Origin of the sequence: Robertkochia flava (genome assembly GCF_020166515.1) — a bacterium.
GTDB classification, from domain to species: Bacteria; Bacteroidota; Bacteroidia; order Flavobacteriales; family Flavobacteriaceae; genus Robertkochia; species Robertkochia flava.
This window is the reverse complement of record NZ_JAINZT010000006.1, coordinates 395,761-415,976: the sequence shown is the minus strand read 5'-3', so window position 1 is coordinate 415,976 and position 20,216 is coordinate 395,761. Positions and strand designations below refer to the sequence as shown.

Annotated in this window: 16 protein-coding genes; 6 read left to right on the top strand and 10 right to left on the bottom strand. The window is 43.7% G+C overall.

Features of this window, described 5'->3' with window-relative positions:
- Window positions 1–79 precede the first annotated feature (79 nt).
- The 4 genes from K7R11_RS10955 (at window position 80) to K7R11_RS10940 (ending at window position 7,238) form a co-directional block, all read left to right on the top strand.
- Window positions 80–1,648 carry a sensor histidine kinase gene (locus K7R11_RS10955; RefSeq protein ID WP_224490730.1) on the top strand — a complete coding sequence of 523 codons (1,569 nt, stop codon included), beginning with the start codon at window positions 80–82 and terminating at the stop codon, window positions 1,646–1,648.
- A 4-nt stretch (window positions 1,649–1,652) separates the two neighbouring features.
- The gene (locus K7R11_RS10950; RefSeq protein ID WP_224490728.1) at window positions 1,653–2,369 is read left to right on the top strand and encodes a response regulator transcription factor; all 717 of its coding nucleotides are present in this window, start codon (window positions 1,653–1,655) and stop codon (window positions 2,367–2,369) included.
- Between the two features lie 325 nt (window positions 2,370–2,694).
- Entirely contained in the window at window positions 2,695–5,820 is a 3,126-nt protein-coding gene (locus K7R11_RS10945) for a SusC/RagA family TonB-linked outer membrane protein (protein WP_224490727.1), read from the top strand.
- Between the two features lie 11 nt (window positions 5,821–5,831).
- Entirely contained in the window at window positions 5,832–7,238 is a 1,407-nt protein-coding gene (locus tag K7R11_RS10940; protein ID WP_224490725.1) for a SusD/RagB family nutrient-binding outer membrane lipoprotein, read from the top strand.
- Between the two features lie 192 nt (window positions 7,239–7,430).
- Here the strand turns inward: K7R11_RS10940 and K7R11_RS15130 are convergent, their stop codons facing one another.
- From K7R11_RS15130 to K7R11_RS10920, 5 genes are all read right to left on the bottom strand, one after another.
- Complete coding sequence (locus K7R11_RS15130; RefSeq protein ID WP_410528198.1) at window positions 7,431–7,556, bottom strand: hypothetical protein; 126 nt, start codon at window positions 7,554–7,556, stop codon at window positions 7,431–7,433.
- The gene (locus K7R11_RS10935) at window positions 7,547–8,155 is read right to left on the bottom strand and encodes a head GIN domain-containing protein (RefSeq protein ID WP_224490722.1); all 609 of its coding nucleotides are present in this window, start codon (window positions 8,153–8,155) and stop codon (window positions 7,547–7,549) included. The genes K7R11_RS15130 and K7R11_RS10935 overlap by 10 nt, the downstream gene beginning before the upstream one ends.
- A 56-nt stretch (window positions 8,156–8,211) precedes the next feature.
- Window positions 8,212–9,888 (bottom strand): PspC domain-containing protein, encoded by a 1,677-nt coding sequence (locus K7R11_RS10930; protein ID WP_224490720.1) that lies wholly within the window; start codon window positions 9,886–9,888, stop codon window positions 8,212–8,214.
- The gene (locus tag K7R11_RS10925; RefSeq protein WP_224490718.1) at window positions 9,881–10,225 is read right to left on the bottom strand and encodes a PadR family transcriptional regulator; all 345 of its coding nucleotides are present in this window, start codon (window positions 10,223–10,225) and stop codon (window positions 9,881–9,883) included. The genes K7R11_RS10930 and K7R11_RS10925 overlap by 8 nt, the downstream gene beginning before the upstream one ends.
- Window positions 10,226–10,309: 84 nt before the next feature.
- Complete coding sequence (locus tag K7R11_RS10920) at window positions 10,310–10,780, bottom strand: DUF4870 domain-containing protein (protein WP_224490715.1); 471 nt, start codon at window positions 10,778–10,780, stop codon at window positions 10,310–10,312.
- A gap of 192 nt (window positions 10,781–10,972) precedes the next feature.
- Here K7R11_RS10920 and K7R11_RS10915 point away from each other — a divergent pair, with 192 nt between their 5' ends.
- Together K7R11_RS10915 and K7R11_RS10910 are read left to right on the top strand one after the other, a co-directional pair.
- Window positions 10,973–11,434 carry a DUF4442 domain-containing protein gene (locus K7R11_RS10915; RefSeq protein ID WP_224490714.1) on the top strand — a complete coding sequence of 154 codons (462 nt, stop codon included), beginning with the start codon at window positions 10,973–10,975 and terminating at the stop codon, window positions 11,432–11,434.
- A 64-nt stretch (window positions 11,435–11,498) separates the two neighbouring features.
- On the top strand, window positions 11,499–12,299 hold the full coding sequence (locus K7R11_RS10910; RefSeq protein ID WP_224490712.1) for a TIGR00266 family protein: 801 nt from the start codon (window positions 11,499–11,501) through the stop codon (window positions 12,297–12,299).
- A 328-nt stretch (window positions 12,300–12,627) separates the two neighbouring features.
- Here K7R11_RS10910 and K7R11_RS10905 read toward each other — a convergent pair whose 3' ends face one another.
- The 5 genes from K7R11_RS10905 to K7R11_RS10885 form a co-directional block, all read right to left on the bottom strand.
- The gene (locus K7R11_RS10905) at window positions 12,628–14,949 is read right to left on the bottom strand and encodes a M1 family aminopeptidase (protein WP_224490710.1); all 2,322 of its coding nucleotides are present in this window, start codon (window positions 14,947–14,949) and stop codon (window positions 12,628–12,630) included.
- Window positions 14,950–15,091: 142 nt separating this feature from the next.
- Window positions 15,092–16,249, bottom strand: coding sequence for a helix-turn-helix domain-containing protein (locus tag K7R11_RS10900; RefSeq protein WP_224490708.1), 1,158 nt, complete (start codon window positions 16,247–16,249; stop codon window positions 15,092–15,094).
- A gap of 183 nt (window positions 16,250–16,432) precedes the next feature.
- Window positions 16,433–17,647 carry a hypothetical protein gene (locus tag K7R11_RS10895; RefSeq protein ID WP_224490705.1) on the bottom strand — a complete coding sequence of 405 codons (1,215 nt, stop codon included), beginning with the start codon at window positions 17,645–17,647 and terminating at the stop codon, window positions 16,433–16,435.
- A gap of 160 nt (window positions 17,648–17,807) precedes the next feature.
- The gene (locus K7R11_RS10890) at window positions 17,808–18,713 is read right to left on the bottom strand and encodes a hypothetical protein (protein WP_224490703.1); all 906 of its coding nucleotides are present in this window, start codon (window positions 18,711–18,713) and stop codon (window positions 17,808–17,810) included.
- Window positions 18,714–18,779: 66 nt separating this feature from the next.
- Window positions 18,780–19,595, bottom strand: a complete 816-nt coding sequence (locus tag K7R11_RS10885; protein ID WP_224490702.1) for a hypothetical protein — start codon at window positions 19,593–19,595, stop codon at window positions 18,780–18,782.
- Window positions 19,596–20,216 lie beyond the last annotated feature (621 nt).

Genomic DNA, 20,216 nt, shown 5'->3' with positions numbered 1-20,216 from the left:
CCTCAAAAATTTTAACATTTTTGTTAACGTTAGGTTAAATGGTTAACAAAGGTGATTTCAAAACTTTAATTTTGACTGAATGAGTAGACGCTTATTTGTTCTTCTGGTGGTCCTGATGAGCTTGTCTTTGATCGGTATCATTTTCGTTCAGGGGTATTGGATCAAGACGGCGGTGGAAGATAAGGAAGAACAGTTTTCTAATACCATTTCGCAGGTGCTTCAGGAAGTGGCGACCAAAATGGAGGAAAAGGAGTATCGGGAGACCCTCGACTACTACCTGCAGCTCAATGATAGTCTCGATTTTTCTGAAGTCAGTAAATTCAAGGAATTCATGGTTATTATTCCGGATAACCGCAGCAATGAGACTTTTATTTACAGGCACGGTATTCTAGAGGAAGATTATCAGATTCCCCCTTCGTTCATTGAAAACAGTACGGATTCGCTGATCCTGAGAAATTACACCTCCAAACGAACCACCGAGATCTATCGGGAAGAGTTCGGGATCGACGGCAGGGTGTACAGTCCGGTGGAGCGTATAGAAAAGATCGGAAACCTGGATCAGATCGATCGTATCGCCATGGAAGAGATGTTCAGGGAACGTGCAAAACGACTCCCGATTCACTCCAGGGTAGATGCTAAGGATATTGACCTGGTGTTGCAGCAGGAACTTCGAAACCACAGTATAGATCTGGATTATGAATTCGGGATCTATAGCTGGGGGTTGCCTACCCGGGTGAAGACAGACGGATTTAAAGGGTTGCACAGCTCTTCCTATAAAACGCCGATCTTCAGAGACAGTGAAGGCATTAGCAGCTACAATTTGCTGATCGGATTTCCCAAGAAAAAACGCTTTCTGATCTCTTCGATTCTGGGAATGGCTATGTTATCAGTGATCTTTACCCTGATTATCATTATTGCTTATTCCAGCGCGTTGTATCAGCTTATCCGGCAAAAGCAGATCTCAGAGATCAAGACGGATTTCATTAATAATATGACGCATGAGTTTAAAACACCTATTGCGACGATCAATCTGGCGCTGGATGCCATTAAAAATCCTAAAGTTCTTGAAGATCAGTCCAAGGTGATGCGGTATCTGCAAATGATCAAGGATGAGAATAAAAGAATGCACGCCCAGGTCGAAAACGTACTGCGGATATCTAAACTGGAAAAAAACCAGCTGGATATTACCAAGGATAAGGTGGATGTGCATGAATTGATCCGGGATGCTGTAGATCATATCGAGTTGATCGTAGCAGATCGGGGAGGAGAAGTGAACCTTCATCTGGATGCCTCAAGAACCGAAATTTTGGGCAGTGAGTTTCACCTGACCAACATCCTGGTGAATGTTTTGGATAATGCCAATAAGTATTCGCCTGAACGCCCTCAAATCGATGTGTATACAGAAAATGTAAAGAACAGTATCGTCATTCGTATCTCCGACCAGGGAGCAGGGATGAGTAAGGCGGTTTTAAAGCGGATCTTTGAGAAGTTTTACCGGGAATCAACCGGAAATATTCACAATGTAAAGGGGCATGGTCTTGGACTGGCCTATGTAAAAAGCATTGTTGACGACCATCAGGGAGAAGTGTATGCAGAAAGTGAAAAAGATAAAGGAAGTACCTTTTTTATAAAGTTACCTTTAATATAAAAATATGGAAACAGTAAATAAAAAGATCTTATTGGTAGAAGACGACCCCAATTTCGGAGTAGTACTCAAGGATTATCTGGGAATGAACGATTTCGATGTGACCCTCGCCAAGAACGGCATGGAAGGTTTCGAGAAGTTCCGCAAAGAAAATTTTGATCTGTGTATCCTCGATGTGATGATGCCATACAAAGACGGATTTACCCTGGCTAAGGAGATCAGGGAAAAGGATGAGAACATCCCGATCATTTTCCTGACAGCCAAGACCATGAAAGAGGATGTATTGAAAGGGTACAAGGTAGGGGCAGATGACTACCTGAATAAGCCCTTCGATTCAGAAGTTTTACTTTTCAAGATCAAGGCCATCCTGCAGCGAAAATCGACAGAATCCCTGGCCGACAGCAAACAGTTTGAATTCCAGATCGGGAATTTCCACCTGAATTCTAAATTGCGTTTCCTAACCTATAAAGAGGAAGAGCCCATAAAATTGTCGCCTAAAGAAAATGAATTACTGAGGTTGCTGGCTTTACACGAAAATGATCTGATGCCCAGGGAGCTCGCGCTTACCAAGATCTGGAGAGACGATAACTATTTTACCTCCAGAAGTATGGATGTTTATATCGCCAAGCTCAGAAAATATCTTAAAAAAGACGATCTCGTTGAGATCCTTAATATACACGGGGAAGGTTTCCGACTTGTGGTAAAGGAAGACGCCGACCGTTAACAATACCTGTATCCTGCATACCAACCCTGGCCTGAGCCAGGGTTTTTTTATGGGCATAGTTCTGTGAAAACAAAATGCGGTTTTTTGCTGTAATGCTCATCATACCTGAAACTGCTATATTTTTAAGCGTAGCTCCCCGGGTATTAGTAAAAATGGGGCTCTCCCAGTATAAATCGTCTTCATACAGAAGTTTTTCACATTTCAACTTACTGCAAAACAGCATCTTATTTCGCAGTTGTCCATGTTTTTTTAAGAACTTTTATGCAGTAAAATGCTGTTTTCTTACAAATAAGTATTATTTTTCTTGCAAACTAAATCAAATTATATGAAAAAACTGTTTCTAACGATGCTGTCGTTGTGGTGCTTTGCCTTTGGTATTGCGCAGTCCGTTACGGGAACTGTTACCGACCAGGAAGGTATCCCACTTGCGGGAGTATCTGTCATGATTAAAGGTACCTCCCAGGGTACCTCATCAAATTTTGATGGGGAATACCGTATACAGGCTTCTGCCGACGATGTGCTGGTATTTTCCTTTGTGGGAATGCAAACACAGGAAGTTCCTGTGGAAGGAAGAACAACCGTAAACGTTACCCTTCAAACCGATGCCGAATCTCTTGATGAGGTTGTAGTTACGGCGCTGGGGATACAACGTGACAAAAAAGCACTGGGATATGCCTCCCAGCAATTAGACACCGAACAGATCCTCAACGTTCCGGAGACCAACGTTGTGAATGCCCTTCAGGGTAAAGTAGCCGGTGCGCAGGTTACCCGTGGAGGTGGAGCTCCCGGACAAGGATCGAGGATCGTGATTCGTGGGGTGAACTCCCTTGACCCCAATGCAGACAACCAGCCACTGTTCGTTATTGACGGGGTGCAGATCTCCAATGATACCTTTACCGTAGGTGGGGGAGGATTTCGGGGGATGTCTAACCGGGCGTCTGATCTTGACCTGAACGATGTGGAAAGTATATCGGTATTAAAAGGTGGTGCCGCTACGGCTCTGTACGGAGTACGGGCAAAAAATGGAGCCATCATTATTACCACCAGATCAGGGAAAACCGGAAGAACCCAGTTTAATGTCTCTGCCACCAGCGGGATCGATTATGTGAACAAGTACCCTAAAACCCAGCATGAGTACACCCAGGGGTTTGCCGGTAGTTATGACACCAACAGCTTCTGGCCAACATGGGGACCTACTGTGGAAGAGGCCAGAGCCATCGATCCGGAGCATCCGGAGGAAATCTTCAACAACTTCAAGAATGCCTATGAGACCGGGTATAACACCAATCTGCACTTTGATGCCTCTGGCGGGAATGAGAAAGCTTATTTCTACACTTCCTTAGGACATTTCTATCAGCAGGGGGTGTTACCTTTCGCTGATTTCGGACGTATCTCAGCAAAGGTCAACGGAAAGGTTCAGGTTACTGATAATTTCAGCGTGAACGCCTCAGCGAATTATATCAATTCGGGAGGTAACCGTGTGGATGTGGATCTTTTTAATACGCGTTTGATCTACTGGGCCCCGGCCAAGGACGTTACCGATTATCAGTTTACCGAAGGTCCACTGGCCGGAACCATGAAAGGATACCGTTTTGACGGCGCAGTCGGAAATAACCCGATCTATGGTGCAAAAACCAACCGCCTTGTGGATGACGTAAACCGCATGATCGGTAATATGGGCTTTAACTGGCAACCTTTTGACGGGATGGATGTTCAGTATCGCTTTGGTATCGATTACTACAGCGACCAGCGAACCGCTTTCGCCCCCGGGCCAACAGGTATCGAAAATGAGGCCATTTTTGAAAATAATGGCTTAGGGTATGTAAACGAAACCCGTATCAATAGTATGGACTTGAACTCGAACCTGATCATGTCTTATCAGCATGAACTTTCTGATAAGTTCGACCTGACGCTTCGTGGAGGTCTGGACGTATTCCAGCGCGATTATGACCGGGTAACTACGAATGGATCTGAACTGGATGTATACAACTTCTTTAGTTTACAGAATGCTTCTATTATCACCGCCAGTCAGTACAAGGAGCGCAGAAGAATCGTGGGACTTTATGGGGAAGCGAGTTTAGGGTATGACGATTTTCTTTACCTGACCGTAACCGACAGAAATGACTGGACTTCGACCTTATCAGCGGATAACAGGTCATTCAACTATTATTCTGTGAGTGGATCTTTTGTGTTCTCTGAATTATTCGATATGCCGGATTGGTTTGATTTCGGAAAATTCAGAACCTCATACGCACAGCGTGGTTCCGATCCGAGTCCTTACCGTACTTCTGATGTATATGTTCCCGGAGCATCCGGTTTCCCGATCGGGGATGTGACCGGTTGGACAAGAGGAAGCAACAAAGCCGACCCTAACCTGGTGGCAGAGATCTCCAAGGATTTTGAAGTACGGGCAGAGTTTAAATTCTTTAATAACAGACTGGGCGTGGATATTGCGTGGTATACCACCGATGCAGAATCATCATTGCTGAGCTTACCGGTAGCCTTGTCTACGGGGTACAGCACCTATACCACCAACGTGGGAACACTGCGTAACCAGGGTCTTGAACTTATTCTGAACGCCACCCCGGTGCAAAGTGAAGATTTCAGATGGGATTTTCTTCTGAACTTCTCGAATAATAACAACGAGGTGATCGAGATCTTTAATGATATCGACGGGATTTTCCTTGGAAGTGACTTCGGTTATGCCGGAAGTTCGGCCTCTCAGGGAATTTATCTGGGACAGTCATACGGAGCCATTCTTGGTACCTCCTATGCCCGTTATTACGAAAACCCTGCGGATGAAGATCCGTTGGTACTGGATGCCGACCGTCCGATCCTGATCGGAGACGATGGATACCCGGTGATTAACCGTGACCAGAAGATCATTGGAAACAGTACGCCTGACTGGCTGATGAACATCTCCAATACCATTACCTATAAAAACCTGAGCCTCGGGTTCGCTTTTGACTTCCGTCAGGGCTTTGAGAAGTTCAACAACCTGGATAACTTTATGGCAGCCTTTGGTACCTCCGATTACACCACCAACAGAAACGATGTGGTGGTATTTGACGGGGTTACTGCAGACGGACAGCCCAATACCCAGGAGGCCTTCCTTGGACAGGCAGACGCTCCGGACGGATTAACAGCGTTGAGTGGGGGTTACTACCGTGCCATTTACAGGGGAGTTACCGAGAACTTTGTTCAGGATGCTTCGTGGGTACGACTGCAGAACCTGAGCCTGACCTACCGTTTACCAGGTACGTTCGTAGACAATATGGGACTTACCGGAGCGAGCTTTTCCCTTTCCGGAACGAACCTGTTCCTATGGACCGACTATAACGGCTGGGATCCTGAAAGTTCGATCAATCCCGGAAATGCCGATGGATTTAATGGTTTGGCCGCTCACCCCGGTCTGAAGACCTATGCAGCAACCCTTAAACTTTCTTTCTAAACATGCGAACTATGATTAAAAAAGTATTATATCTATTTATTGCAGCGATCGCTTTGACGGGTTGTGACGATTATTTGGATATCAATGAAAATCCAAATGCTGCAACACAGCCTCCTTTAAAAGGATTGCTGGCCAATACGACCTATAACTCCGGTATCAATGTGTATCGCGTTGGAGGTACTACTTCTTATTACGTGCAATACCTGGCTTCACCTAATGAGGCCAGTGCCACCGATATTTATGAGCGTGTAAATACCGACGGTACCTGGGGAGGTATCTACGATATCCTCTCGGATCTTTATGATATGCGAACCATCGCAGAAGAAAGCGAGTCGGTACATTATGCGGGAATTGCCAAAACCCTGACTGTTTTAAATCTGGGGATGGCCGTGGATGTATACGGCGATGTGCCATTTTCTGAAGCACTCAATTTTCAGACCCTGTTTCCAACCTATGACAATCAGGAGGTGCTTTACCAGCAAATGATCAATTTACTGGATGAAGCCATTGCAAATTTCAATACCGAAAACCTGGGAGAAGTTGTTCCGGGATCCAACGACTTTCTGCATGGGGGCGATATTGAGGCCTGGAAAAAAACGGCCTATGCCTTAAAAGCCCGTTACCTGAACCACTTGACAGGAATGGGGAGTTATGATGCAAATGCAGTATTAAACGCCTTGAATTCGGCCTACACCAGTAATGATGACGATGCCCAGGTAGAGAGTTTCCAGAACAGGAACCCCTGGGGTCAGATCGCGGTGAATAACGCCGGACTTATTCTTGGAGGGTGGTTGTCTGAGCAGGTGATCGATGCCATGAATGGTACTACCTTTGGGGTGTTCGATCCGCGCTTACCGCTCATTACAGATCCGCTTCCTGACGGGGTAACCTACAGAGGTACCGTGAATGGAGAGGGGAGAATTGGCGATGGTACCGTGCAGCAGGAATGTTACCTGACCACTTCCGGGTATTATTCATCTGCAGATTCCCCATTGTTGGTAATCACCTATGCTGAAACTAAGTTTATTGAGGCAGAGGCAGCGCTGCGGGCAGGAGATCCCAACGCGGCTTATGAAGCCTATCTGGCAGGAATTGGAGCCAATATGGATAAAATGGGGGTAGCTGTAGCAGACCGCGATGCATACCTGGCCGATCCGGCTGTTGGAGTTGGTGCAACCAACCTGACCCTTGACCTGATCTTTAAGGAGAAGTATGTGGCCATGTTCCTGCACCCGGAATCCTGGGTGGATGCCAGAAGATTCAATTACCAGTATACCGACTTTACAGTGCCTACCAATAATGCATTGGGTTCAGAATTTATTCTGAGATATGACTACCCGGATACTGAATACCTTAGAAATCCTGATAACGTGCCTACCGTTGATCTGACCACCCCGATCTTTTGGGATGTCAATTAAAGGTACCTCCGATTTAGGATTGTAATAAATTGAAAATCCCCCTCTGGATCCAGAGGGGGATTTTTTTGTTATTTGCTCTATGATGAATGGTGTTGCAGAAAGTTGCTTACGTTTGCAGCTAAAAAGAAAGCTGCCCGTAATCGGACAGCTTTCTTTTGGTTGGTTGTTTAATGCGGTTAAGTACAGGGATTTTCAGTCTTTAAATAATTTTTCGGGCATGCTGCCATTCTTTTGAACAATAGCCGGGTTACCTCTATAGCTAACATCGCCTCCCGAATTGGTTTTGATCTCGATCTTGTCGGAAGAGTTTACCGTAATGTCGGCCCCGCTTGTCGCTTCGGCAACAGCATTGGTGTATCAAGGCCTCCCGCATTGATATCACTTCCGCTGCTGGCATGGGCGCTTACATTGGTTGCTTTTCCCCGTACTTCGAGGTCTGATCCGCTGGAAGATTCAAGAAATACATCCTGGGCTTCGACTTCGACCTGGATATCGGCTCCGCTGGAAGTTTTCAGGTGAATGGCATCACTTTTTAAAACGCCCATGCTCCACAGGTCAGCCCCGCTGTTTCCTTCCAGTTTTTTGATCTCAGGCATGCTCACGAAGACCTTTTTTGAGGTTGCCCTTCCAATTGCGCTCCTGCAATGTACTTTCAGGGTGTTGCCTTTTACTTCGGTCAGGATCAGGTCCTGGAGATTTTCATCGGCCTCCACGCTAACACTATGGGTGTTGTCCTGGTTGATAATTACATCGAGGCCCTCGGAGGCTTCCACGGCATTGAAGTCGCTAGCTACACTTCTGTTGGTACTGACTACGTTTCCGTTACCCTTTTCTCCGGGTCCTATAAAATCGAACTGACAGGAAAACAGGGTCATGGAAAGGATTAAACTGGCGATGATTTTGACTAAGGTGCTCATAACTATTGATTTTGATTACCGGTCTCCCGGTTGATTGATGATTGATTTTTATTGGTTTACAGGGTTTCCAAATCCGGGGTTGCCGGGGAAACCGAATCCTGGTCCTGTGTCTTGTTCACGGGATCAGGAGTATTGGTTCTATTTTTTTCGGAAGAAATGGTTTCTTCACAATCGAGACATTCCACGGTATTCTCCCGGGTGATCTCATAGGTATGCTGGGTGCGTCCCTGCAGGTAATCGGTATACCCGTTAGCTCCAAGGGTGCGGAAGTATAAATGAGAAGGGGAGTTGAACTGCAGGCGTGTTCCCGGGATCAGGTAAAAGGTTACCACAACCTCCTGGTCTCTGTATTTATTGCTGAATTCGGTGGTCCAGAAGTTGTCGACCTTTACGGTACGGTCTTCAGTATCCAGGTTATACCGGATCTGCTCTGCCCGTTCGAAGGCGTCGTCATACGAAGCCCCGGTAGCCCGCCGCTGTATTTCCACATAAGCACTGCCCTCATCCGATTTCCGGATCCAGAATTCCACATCGTCAGAATAAATGTGTTTACTACCCTCTACAGAAACGATATCAAAGTCGTTATCGTCAAAGAACCTTCCGGTGAATTTAGGATTGGCATTCACCCTAATGGTCAGGGTATCTGCAGGGGTTATGCTCAAATTCCTGGTTTCCGAGGATTTACCCGAAATCGCCCTTTGGGTGGTTTGCTGAATTCCAAGAGAAATGAGCCCTGCAATAGACAGGATCCAGATGGCCAAAAGGGAAAAATGAGCGACCTTACCCAAAGAATTCAGGTTATTGATAAGAATTCTCAGCCCCAGGTAAAAGAGGATAAAGAACGGGATACCCACAGCAAAGAAAACCATAAGGCTGATGAGCCATAGCGGTGCATCTACATTCATATAAACCAGATCGGTCCAGTGTTGTTCGCCAAATAGATTCACACTACCGGCAGTGAAAAGTCCTACCAGCAAGGCGATCAGGGTGGCGGCAGCTACAATGATAAGGATGATCCCCAGAAATTTACCCACGATTCTAAACAGTACCGTGATCACGTTTCCAAGGGTGTCGAAAAATCCCCTGGAACCATCCTTTACCGACTTTCCCATTTTCTCATAGTCTACATTCTTCACCTTTTCAGTAACTGTATCGATACCTTCCTTTATCTTTTTCTCAATATTGGAAATGTTCACAGGCTCTCCGGTCATGGCAATTTTTTCTGCCGTGGTTTTAGCTTCCGGTACCAGGATCCAGAACAGGATGTATGCCACCAGTCCGAATCCGGAGAATACCGTAGTAAAAATAAAGAGTAAACGTATCCAGATCACATCGATCCCAAGGTAATGACTAAGCCCTGCAGATACCCCGGCTACGTACTGGTTCTCGGTGTCCCGGTAGAGTTTTTTAGGTTCTTTGTAGGTGTAGGAAGATTTCCCTGCAGGCTCCTGGTCTTCAAAGAGCTCTTCGTCTACCATATAATCCTCAGGCTGCCCCATGATGGAGATCACTTCGTCTACCTCCTTGGTGGTGATTACCTGACGGTCAGATTGCTGACGTTCGGCAAAGAGTTCAGCAATACGGGCCTCAATATCGGCCATGATCTCGTCGCCTCCGGGGGGGCCGGAGAATGACCTTTTTATCGCGTCAAGATAGCCCTGAAGCTTTCTGTATGCATCTTCATCGATATGGAAGAAGATATTTGCGAGATTTATGTTGATTGTCTTATTCATTGTTAGTGCTTTTTGATCGGGTTACTAGGTTAACTGCTTTTCTCAATTCGTCCCAGGTGGTGTCCAGTTCTTTCAGGAAGTTGGTGCCATCCTCGGTGAGTGCATAGTATTTTCTCGGTGGTCCGGAAGTCGATTCTTCCCAACGATAGGTGAGAAGACCGGCATTTTTCAGCCTGGTGAGCAGCGGGTAGATCGTTCCCTCCACTACAAGCATCTTGGCGTCTTTTAAGGTGTCAAGGATCTCGGAAGCGTACTGGTCTTCACTCTCCAGAATGGAAAGAATACAGTACTCTAAAACCCCTTTCCTCATTTGCGCCTTTGTGTTCTCTATATTCATGGTTACATAATGCTTTAAATTAAACTGTTCGTTTTTTGATTGATTGATGATTGATGATTGATGGATGAATTTTTACATGTGGTGCTATTTAATAAAGTTGATTGTTATAGGGTACTGGTACAGGATGCCCTTACTGGCCCTGATGCCTGCCAGAATGGTACATAGCACATCGGCAATAAAAAGGGCAAAGATCAGTAATCCTGCGATGCCTACCGGGATCATTCCGATACTCAGATCGTACAGGCTCCTCACCGGAAGATCGATATCGTGGGTGTTGTGTTCCAAAAGGTTGGCAAGCTGTATAAAATCGAAAGCCGAAAACAGCAAAAAGGGAATACAAAGAATGCCAAGAAACAAACTGTACAAGAGAATGCTGATCTGAAAATTCAGGGCGTTCTTTCCGTTCTCATCCACGAAAGCAGATTGTCCTTTATTAGAGATCCAGATGATCATGGGCAGGATAAAGTTCCCGAAAGGGATGAAATATTTCGAAAAAGTCGAAATGTGGATGATCGCTGCCAAATTCATTTGATGTTTGTTGATGGTGGTGTCCATGATTGTTTTTTTGATTATTGATTGATGTTATAGCAGATAATTTCCTTTACCATGTAATTTCTTATACAAATATATATCTAAAAGAAGGTATTATGCAATACAAAGTACTTAAATTTAACATTTATTTAAGAATTCATGTCCGTTTGGGTCTGGTTAATAATCAATAATTTAGGTGTTCTAAAAAAGGATCATATGGAATTTACTCCGTCCAAACTCAACACCTTCTTACTCTTAAAATTACCTGCTGCCTGGATAACCGGGGTCAGGGTGGAATCCCTTTCGCCGGCTACTGCCGTAACCCGGGTAAAGCACCGGTGGATCAATCAGAATCCTTTTAATTCGATGTTCTGGGCAGTACAGGGAATGGCGGCAGAATTGGCTACGGGCGTTCTGGTCATGTCCAGGATCAAGGCCTGTAAGGTGCCCGTTAGCATGTTGGTAATTACCAATAAGGCTACATTTTTAAAAAAAGCAAAGGGTGTAATTCGGTTTACCTGTAATGACGGGAACGCCCTGGATAAGGTTTTGAACGAGGTTATAGCTTCAGATCAAGGGCATACTTGCTGGATGAAGGCAGAGGGAAAGGATGCATCCGGAGATGTGGTAGCGGTTTTTGAGTTTGAATGGACCCTGAAGAAAAAATCCGGTAAATAGCTGTAACATTTCTATTTCTCCTATCACCTATACTATAAAAGAAAACCCATTAAAATTTCAAAGCATGAACGCACACGAGATCGACTATCATATTTACGGGGAAGAAATGCAGTACGTAGAGATCGAACTGGATCCTCAGGAAGCTGTCATTGCAGAAGCAGGAAGTTTTATGATGATGGAGGAGGGACTTCGAATGGACACTATTTTCGGAGATGGATCCAACCAGGATAACAGTGTTCTGGGGAAGATTTTCTCTGCCGGAAAACGACTGCTAACCGGAGAAAGTCTTTTTATGACCGCTTACCTGAACAGTACAGCAGGAAAACGCAAGGTAAGTTTTGCTTCTCCCTACCCCGGGAAGATTGTACCCATAGATCTTACGGCCTATGGCGGAAAGTATATCTGCCAGAAAGATGCATTTTTATGTGCTGCTAAAGGAGTTTCTGTGGGAATCGAATTTTCGAAACGCCTGGGAAGAGGACTTTTCGGGGGTGAGGGATTTATCATGCAAAAGCTCGAGGGTGATGGTCTGGCTTTTGTCCATGCAGGAGGTACCCTGGCCCGCAGGGAGCTAAAGGCCGGAGAGGTCTTGAAGGTGGATACAGGCTGTATTGTGGGCTTTACCCAGCATATCGATTACGATATCGAATTTATTGGAGGTATCAGAAATACCGTGTTCGGAGGAGAAGGACTGTTCTATGCAACGCTTCGCGGCCCCGGGGTGGTTTATATACAATCGCTGCCTTTTAGCCGATTGGCGGAAAGGGTACTGGCCTCTATTCCGAGAAAAGGCGGAAAAAGCCGTGGCGAAGGATCTGTCCTTGGCGGCCTTGGCGACCTGCTGGATGGAGATAACAGGTTTTAGTTAGCTCCATACCAGGTGCCGCAGGGATAAGAGGTTGCGAAGTGATGAAGTGAAAACGAAGAACCTTTTATTCACCCATTTTCGAATTTGATCAATAGTCCCCTCCTTTTTTAAGGAAGGGTAGTTATAAGCCTGGGTTGGTCACCTCCAGGTGGATTTGTCCCTTCCAAATGCAACACTGTCGTTAAGACTAAGGTTCTGGGTTGGGCCGGTTTAATGGTATTCCTGGGGTGAAAGTAAGCCAGGATGTATTCTAATAATTGTATCGCTTTCCGGAGAAAGAAATTAATTACTGGTCTGCCTGTTTCTTTTTGAAACATTAGCCAATTTACATCCCTGATGGCTCAACAGGATTATTGACCCTGGAGAAGTACTCTTTAGCCATGGTATGCGAACCTTCTATATTTACCATTTTGAGTGCTTTGGAGAAATAACGATGGGCCTGATTCGGCTTTCCTTCCTTTTCACTCAAGCTTCCCATTAAGGCATAGGCCAGGGGTATATCATAAGACATCCTGCCAAGCGTTTCATATTCATTAATTACAAACCGAAGGTGTTTCCCTGCCAGGTCATACTTTTTTTCATTTATGAATATTTCTCCCATGATAACATGGCCTGTGGGATCATAGGGATAATGTTTGAGGTACAATTCTAGTTTGTCAAGACCAAGGACCTTATTTCCTGAGTAATAGGCTTTCAGGCCCTCGCTAAGAAAATGCAGGTGGGCGACATTTTCGGACCAACGCAATATTTTATGGTGAGGATCAAATTGCACCAATGCGGGTTCAAACTCGACGAGGAAGGAAAATGAGGTGCTCGACTGATCGATCAGGATCTTTTTGGTAACCGTATTGTGCGGATCGGACAATTGGATCTCTGCCTGGACCTGAAAGACCTCTCGTACCTGATCGACATGACCTTCTACCAGATACCTGCCATCGTCCATTTTGGTTGAATTGTATTGCAGGGTAAACTCCGGTGCTCCTGCCCTGTAAAACCACTGGTTAAAGAAATATCCCAGATCCTGCTGACTTTCTTCCTCCATAACTTTCCTGATCGCCGGAATATCCAGGCGTTTGTCGGAGGAGTATTCGTTAATGATCCGCCTGATCCCCTTGATAAAAGTATCATACCCAATGGTCTCCATTAACATAGCCATAATAAAGTGGGGTTTAAGGTAGGATATTACCGCATAGTCATTCGATCGCTCTTCCTCATAAACCCCGATAGGGAAGTCGTTGCTGCTGTTAAACTGTCTGAAATAGAACCTGGCAGATTTGGAGAACAAATCGCTGCCATTATTGATAAAGTCCCACATGGCGCTTTCCCCGTAAAAGTGACGGTAACAAAGAAACGCATTTACCTGAGCCATGCCCTCGTCAAGGAGCTTTCCGGCATGGATATCAGAGTTGACCAGGCCTCCCCACCAGATGTGTCCCACTTCGTGTGCTATTAGCGGAAATTCGAAGGTTTCATCTCTTAACGTATGGGTGGGATAATAGTTCAAGCCCTGCCCTCCGGAGCCGCCCAGACCTAATACCTTTTCTATGGGGACCTCAGATATTCCATAGCTGTCGCAGGGAAAAACACCGTAGAGTCCTGTCAGGAATTCGATCATTTTCCCTGCGTTGTCAGCATACATTTTCGCCTTTTCCACAGACCCGTTTATCAAATAGGCATTTACCTGGACCCCGTTCACCTCATGGCTGTATAGGATAAACCGGTTGGCATTGAAGGTATAGTCCATAGGGGTATTCACATTATAGGTATAGGTCACTTTACCGCCATGTTCTGATTGCTCTTCCAAACGGCCAACAGACGCTACGATCAATTCGGCAGGGACAGTGTATTTGAGCAAGGCCTTAGCTTTAGAAAGGGGGCCATTCAATTTAGGATACCAGTCGGTTCCCCAGCTGCCAAAGATCCCTTCTTCACTTATATCTGCTAAGCCATAGCCCAGTTCTTTAAACTCATTATAGAAAGATCCGGAGTAATGGATCTTCAGAGAAAGACTTTCCCCTTTCTTTAAGGCATGGTCCCGGGGAATGATGATTGCAAGGTCTTTGCGTGTAAATGCAATGGGATGGCTATGGACGTCTTCAAGGCGGTCGACCTTTAATCCTCGGTTAAGCCAAAAAAGGATCGCCTTTTCACCCTCTTCCACAATATCGAGATCAATTATGGCTTCTGCGTTCATAGTGCCTTTTTCAGGAAAGAAGTCTGCCTGAATTTCATGGTGCTTTCCCTTGAGATATACCCGTTCCGTTACGGCATTGATCATCCACCGATCGTGGGTCCATTCCAGCGTATAGGTTTTAAATCCGATATCTGTTTGCGTTCTATCGTATTTCCAATAACGTGCCGTTTCTAAAACCACCGCTGTAGCCGTCTGGTTATTTGCAGAAAGGTGAAGCGTATGGACCTCCAGACTATAGTCCAGGCTGTCCCGCCTGGTCAGGTTGGCCAGATATCTCTTTTGGTCGTTATAAAAGGACTCCTGTTTGGAGTTAAAGTTGGACAGTGCCAGGTTGGTGTCGCCCTGGGTTACTGATCGCTCTAAATTGCTCAAGGTGGTCTTGACCGCGATTTCCTGTGCCGTGTTCAGTAATGAAAAAAGTGAGAACAAGGCAAGTAAACTGATACTTTTCATAATGCTTGATTGTAATTAACGATGGGTCAAAGATGGCACAAGGACGCATGCGAATCGACCTGATAAAAAAGTCGAACCAAATTTTCTCAATAAAATGGGTTCGACTTTTTATTTTGAAGCGTTCGGATTTTTTTGGAACTGCCTATTTTACATGTTCTTTGCGGTACTCGGTAGGTGTTTTTCCCACATGCTTTTTAAAAGCGGTATTAAACGAAGATTTTGAGTTAAAGCCGATGGCGTATAAGATCTCCAGGATCGTTAACTGTTTTTTATCCGGGTCTTCCAGTATTTTCTTTGCCCTTTCGATCCGGTATTCATTAATGAATTCAAAGAAGTTCTTGCCTAGATTTTTATTCAGAAAAAGAGACAGTTCGGCACTTGTCAGGCCGATCCCTTTCGCGAGCTCAAAAATGGTCAATGATGGATCCAGGAAGACTTCTTCAGTAGCCATATAGGTATCCAGTTTTGATCTTAATGCGAGGTCCTGATCGGTGTCTTCTGCTTTGACCTCAAATTCATGGTTTTTCTTTTTTTCAGCCAGGTATTCCTTTAATAATTTGATATTGGCATCGACTCCGTTAAACAAATAGGGCTGCGACAATGCCTTGTAGATGATCCATATTATAAAGATCAGGGAGACCGATGCAGAAATATAATAGGTGATTTCCCCGGGAAGCATCTGCACACCAAAACGATTAATATTAAAGATCAATGTAGATAGGCCGTAGTATACGAAGACAATGGTAAGTTGCAGCAACCAGGTGTAATTTCGTTTGTTCTTTGTGGAGTAATGTTCTCTTACAATAGCCCTGAATCGTAAAATCACCCTGACAGACAGGACCATGTAGATCAACCCCTGAATGCGCAAGGCATAATAGATCATGCTGATGAACCAGGGCATTTCGCCGCGATGGGTCATTATTTGCAATTTGACTTCCACAGGCTGTAAATAATATTCAGCAAGCAGGATAACCCATATAATTACAAAGGGCGCCAAATGGATCAGGTCTATCCATTTTAGCCGGGTTCCGATAAAGGCCGTGCTCTTGATGTAATAATAAAAGGCCGGGTACAAGAGCAACCCGAGAGAAGGGATGAGTAAATATAAATTAGGATGCTGAAGGTAGAATGATGACTGAACCAGAAGGGCATCAAGGCTTTCCAGACCCATATAGCAAATAAAAAAGCCTATACCGATATTCCCCGGACGTTCTTTTATCCCGTTGATAAAGAGATAGGACGAAAACAGTATCGTTAAACAGAAGGTAAAAAGATTGTACAGGTATTCTACCTCGCTCATTTTATAATGGTTTAAGGGCTAAGGTCTGAAACCAGAAAATGGAGGAGGTCCTTTTTCGGTTGGATATTCTTTGGTACCCGACAGTAACGAATAGCCTGGTTGGTTTCATGTGTTTTTTATTTTTTTTCACCCTTTATGGCTGGAGTTTTTCCGGAGGATTCGAAAAGGGTTTTTAAGCACAAGTTAATTAACTTCTGTTTTAAATTTAAAGGATCGTTCTTTATTGGTCACGATAATAGTATAAGTGCCGCTTTCAAGTGCCAGAATGGCCTTGTCACCCTCCTTGGACACCTCTGTAATATCAACAGGAACTGCCTGATGGATATCCTCTCCTTCTTTAAAAGCCATTACAAAGAGGGGAAGGGGTAATTTAAAGGGGGCTATATCTATTTCCTGTTCCGAATTGACCTGGTTAAATAACCATCCCGGCCTTTCGTTCACATAATTGGTATTTGGATGAAAAACAGTGATGTCGGTATAGGCCTCCCCACTTTTTGCCTGAAGCGGCTGGTTTGCTGTATCCAGGAGTACCACAGATTTTTTTGCACCGATCGCTTTGGCAAAAGGGTGCCTGAATTTCGGATCCCCTTTCTCAGCATATAAGGTCTGATTGATCGTGAGAGGGTCTATGCCTGTGTATTCCTTAAGTCGGCCTGCCATGGCCATGCCCCACCAGCCGTGCTCGCCTTCGTAAGCATGGTCATAGCCACAATGAATTAAAAACTTACCATCGGGATTCGATCTGATAAACTCCTCTATAAATCTGGCTTGCTCAATTTCACGTTCTGTGTTATTAACCCCTGATGTTTGTTCATAGGGAAATACATGAAACCCGATTTCCATCGCCTCTCTGACCAGGTTTCCAAACTGAGGCTCATTCATGTAGAACCCTGAAGATTGAACAGGATACCCTCTTTCATTTAACAAAGAGTCTTTTTCAGTACCGTTATACAGGCCTTCCAGGCCAAGGTTTCTATATCCCAAATCATATAATTCCTGAAGCATAGACTTTGTGAAAAACCGATGAAACGGACTGTGATGGGCTTCATTGATAATTATGACTCGTTCATTTTTTGCCCTTTCAAGGATATATTCTTTTGCCGGAACCTGGCGGTAAAGGCTGTTAATAGAATCGATCTTTGTTTGGGTATAGGTTACTTCTCTGCCGCCCATGGCCAAATCCCAGTGATGGAGGGCGTTCATGTAATCGCCTTTGGTAGCGTAATCTACGGCACTGATCTGATACTTCCACGCTGTGGTATCTTCTTTTACCCATTGATCGATCTCTGAGGAAAATTTATAATTGACGGTAAAATCAATGGGCTCTGCCTCCTGGCCGTTCTTTTGACAAGAAGTCAGAAAAATCCAAAGTATACTAAAGCAAAGCACATTTTTCATAAGTAATTCAGTTTTTCAAAATTTCATAGTGAACCCCTCAGGGGATACAGGAGATATGACCTTCGGATCGCCTAAGATTGGTTGGTTTCGGAAATATAATGGAAATAGTAAGAACTTGTAAGAAAGCAGCTATGGATGATAGCCAGTGTATCATCAGTAATTATCTCGATTTGACAGAAAAATTTAATTCATCTTCGTACTTTTTTAATTCATCAATTAAATAGTACCGATGTGAATATCCGGTTAAAACTACGAGCCTTTTATTGGGATGGACTTTGATTTGGTTTAAGATGTTTGCCGTCATTGCTTTATTTCTGGTGTCCCAATATTCCATATGTATAGGGAGAAAGTCTTTAAATGCTGCTAAATCGTTTCTTTCTTTTACCATTTCCGGGATGGTCTTATAAACATAGGACTGTCTGATTCTGATAATGCTATCGGTATGTGAATTATTAATATCATATACCGTTTCAGTATTTCCGATCTCATTGTATTTTTTATTTATCTCCTGGAATTGGTCCATTATTGCGGACTCCTCACTGGACAGGAGGTTTTCCCGATTCAGCCGGATCGCTGAACCGAGCAGTTTACTTGAATTGGTTGCCAGGTTGTGTTTAGCGTGGTACGCATCTCTTTCTTCCCATTCGAAGGGTAAAATTTCAGATCCAGGGTGGTGTTTTTTATACCTGAGTGAAACGAAACTTTCTACTTTATTCCCTTTTTTAAAGGAACTCATAAGTTGCCCCCAAAAATCTGTTCTATTCACCATCCTTTTCACTGTCTTGGTGTTGTTCTCATATAAAATAACAGAGGGGGAAATATTGTCTACGTAATTGTAGATGTCATCTCTTTTGATCTTGTCCGTTTCAAAATGAACGCTCCCCACTACATATACTTCAGTTTCCTTGCTTAAGGAATTGGGTTTATTTCTCTTTTCTTTGGGGCCTTCCTGATCTATGTATCGGTTCAGATCTATATTATATTTAATGACCCCTCCTGCACAAATTACAAGTGTGAGAAGTAACCATGCTGCTATAATGTATTTTAAGTATTTGAGGATTTTCATTTTATTGATGATAACAGTTAGTTTAAAGCGTGTTTTAAGGTAGTTGATTAAGCTATGGCCATTGTTTTATTCATAGAACTCGACTATTTTTATATGTGGTGCTTTTTGTTCTAATACTTTTTTAATGTAATAGCGATGATGATATCCAACAGTTAACAAAAATCGATTATGGGGTGAATGGTCTATAGTTTTTATGATATTGGCAACCATAGCATTATTTCTGTCATAGTGTTCAAATTGCACCCATTTCTCGAAATATTGAGCTAATGAAATAGAGTCCCCTTTTGAGTCAAGCATCTTTTCAGTGAACTCATCATGCTCATTGACAATTTTCTTCATTTGAGTATACTGATAAAACTTGGCGCTATCCAAAATAGCATCAGACGCTTCAGTATTGAGAGCCTTTAAGTTAACAGCTGCAAGACTGTCTAACAATGCCCAATAAGTGGCAAACCTACTCCATATAAGACGCTCTTCAGTGTTTAACTTCTTTGACCTGCTTAGTTCATTTAGCTTTTGATATACCTCATGGGCTTCAGAGTATAGTCCCATTTTAATCCTGTATGCATTTCTCCCTTCAAATTCTATTGGCCTTAAAACTGTTTTAGGATGGTCTTTTATAAACTTGGAAACCGCCTGGTCTTCATTTTCTTCATATTCAACCTTCCTGTTGAAGGCAGTGTCAAAACTCACAGAATCTCTTTCCATTAAAATTACTTCAGGTTGTACCTTTTTTATGGCAAGGTAAACGGAGTCCATATTAATTCCAGCTGTAGGAAAATGAACTGAGCCCAAAATTGTCAATTGTTTGGTCTTGGTTTCACTACACCCCATTAAAAGGACTAAAGAGATGACGATTAAGATGTTCTTTATTAAGTTCATTTTTTATTAGTTTCAAAGGCGGGACTAAGTGCTGGCCATTATCCTGACGTTTCGGGAGCAAGGTACCAAGTACAGCAGGTTTGGTTTTTAATGCTGAACAAGATAAATAAAATAGTCTGATTCTTACGGAATTATAACGTTTGGTTATAGGCTGTGTTAGCAAACGGTTTTTTTATTTTATTTGAGTCCATTGCCCTATCAAAATCAGAAATTCAGATAGCTCATAAAAAGCCAGAACTGTCAAAACAGAAATTCCGTTTTCCGTTTTCCATTTTTTGATTAATGTCCAGATGTAAATTCCAATCGGAAGAAGCATTAAGAATCTCAATTCTCCAATAAATGGGATTGAAATAAGGCCCACAGAAAGAGTAAAAATGAAAAGAGTCCAATCGCAAAATTTGGCAATTTTCGTTTAGCAAATTGGTGGACTGAAAAAGATAAGGTCAGAATTCCAAAGCTGAAAAATGACAAGTTTGTCAACAATTGATTCTTAAAAAGCGAAAGTCCAAAACTAATTGTAAGGCCAATTAAGACTACCTTGAGAAATGTTGGTTTGGTTTTGGGATAAAGTAATAGCCCAGCTAAAATTCCAATTCCGATTATTATTGTGTGTTGCGTTAT